Below are 2,162 nucleotides of genomic sequence, written 5' to 3'. Positions count from 1 at the left end.
TTGCGATCCCCAAAAACGACCGAACCGCCGGCGCTCCGCATACGTCTGGATTCGGCGCGGTCACGCGCAGGGCGGTTTCGGATTCCATTGCTGGCGTCATCGCCTCTGTCGTCCTGATCGCCAATATCGTTTCGTTCGGTGCGCTGATGTTTCCGGGCGAACTGAACGGGGGTATCCCGATCGCAATCTGGGCGATGCTGATAGGAAGTTGCGTCGGCGGCATATGGATTGCGCTGGCGACGTCTCTCCCGCCGCTGTCCGTCGGGATCGACTCACCAACAGGCACCGTTCTCATCTTGCTGAGCGCGATGACGGGCGGCCGCATCCTCGCGGCCGGCGGCGACCCGCAGGGTGCCGTTCAGGCCATCATGCTGATTTTCGTCGCGGCGACGTTTGCTTGCGGCGCACTGCTCTACTTTCTCGGCGCCTGCCGGCTCGGATCGTTTTTCCGCTTTGTGCCTTCGAGCGTCGTCGGCGGCTTTCTGGCCGCCACAGGATTTTTTCTGCTGGCCGGAGGCGTGCGCATGACGACCGGGCGAACGGTCACGCTCGACGGACTCACGGCGCACTGGAGCGCGCCCGAGACAATCAAAATCGCAAGCGCGGTCCTCACGCTGATCATACTCTTGTCGGTGCGCCGCTGGATCAAATCCGCGTTCGCTCTGCCGGCGACGCTTCTGGCGATGTGGCTGGGATCAATGGCCCTGTTGCGCTCGCTTGGGCTCAATGGCGTCGAGCACGGCTGGTATTTCCATTCGCTCGGGGCGCTGACTCGCTGGTCGCCGTTCACTGCGTTGCATATGTCGGCCCTCAATGGCCCGATGCTGGTTCGGCTGCTGCCCGAAATCCTGGTCACCGCCATCGTGGCGCTGATTTCGCTGATCACAAAAGTTTCCAGTATCGAGACCGCGCGGCAGGCGTCGGCCGATCTCGATCGCGAACTTCGTGCCCACGGCGTCGCCAGCCTCGTCGCGGTGCCGCTTGGCGGCATCGGCGGCAGTCTCCAGGTCGGTACCAGTAGCCTGCTCGAACATCTTGGCGGTGCGCGCATGAGTGGCGTGGCATGCGCCGTAACCCTGGGGATCGTCGGCATGGCCAATTTCGACTTGCCAGGGCTGATTCCGATCCCGCTGGTCGCCGGCTTGGTGTTTTATCTGGCCTATAGCTTCATTTTCGATGCGCTTCGGCGGCCCTATCAGCAGCGGGCGTGGTTCGATCTCGGCCTTGCGATCGTCATCGCCGTCGTCTGCCTTCAGTACGGCTACCTCATCGGCGTGCTCACCGGCCTTGTCTGCGCCTGTATGATCTTCACGGTCAGCTATGCCCGACTTGGCGCGGTACGCCGGCATGCGACTCGTGCGGAGGTGCCGAGCCACGTCGTTCGTCCCCGCGAGGCGACTGCGTATTTGCGTCAGAACGGCGGTGCGATCCAACTCTACTGGCTCTCGGGTTATATCTTCTTCGGCTCCTCTGAAGGCCTGTTCGAGCGTATTCAAGCCGATATCGGCAAGCTCTCGCCGCGGAAGGTAAGCTACGTCCTCCTCGACTTTAGCCACGTTTCCGGGTCGGATAGCGCCGCCGTTTTGAGCCTGGGCAAATTGCGAAACTTCTGCGTCCGGCACGGGGCGACGCTCGTGTTCTGCTCGCTGTCGGCCGCAAGCCACAGAGTCCTGGAGCGCGGCGGATTTTTTCGCGGCAAAAATCCCTGTCAGGTGTTCGACGACTTCCAGACGGCCCTGTGCTGGTGCGAAGGACAGTTGCTCGACAAGTCCGACATCGTCACCGATATGAGTCAACACGGATTTGAAGCCTGGCTGCAGCAGCGTCTTGGGCCGACCGCCTCGATACCGGAGTTGATTGGCTATCTTGAGCGAAAAGAAATCGGTGCCGCTCAAATCATATATCGGGAGGGCGACACATCCGATACGCTCGATCTCGTTGCCGCGGGCAATCTGAACGTCGATATCGCGACCGAAAACGGCGGCACCCGTCGGCTACGTCGCCTTGCGACACACACCGTCGTCGGAGAAATGGGTTTTTTCCGGCGGTCGACGCGTTCCGCTACCGTGTCCTCGGATGGTCCCGCCGTGCTGTTTGCTATGACGCGCGTCAATCTGGAACGGATGCGGCGCGAGCAGCCCGATCTCGCCGGTACATTCACC

General features: G+C 61.9%; 1 protein-coding gene. It reads left to right on the top strand.

Features of this window, described 5'->3' with window-relative positions:
* Positions 1 to 2,162: SLC26A/SulP transporter family protein (locus tag VK804_RS14290; protein ID WP_325371472.1), on the top strand; the 2,162-nt coding region annotated here is incomplete at both ends.

The organism is Bradyrhizobium sp. (assembly GCF_035484855.1).
In the GTDB taxonomy this organism is placed as follows: Bacteria; Pseudomonadota; Alphaproteobacteria; order Rhizobiales; family Xanthobacteraceae; genus Bradyrhizobium.
Note: the sequence above shows the minus strand (reverse complement) of the source record. Positions and strands in the feature narration are given on the sequence as shown.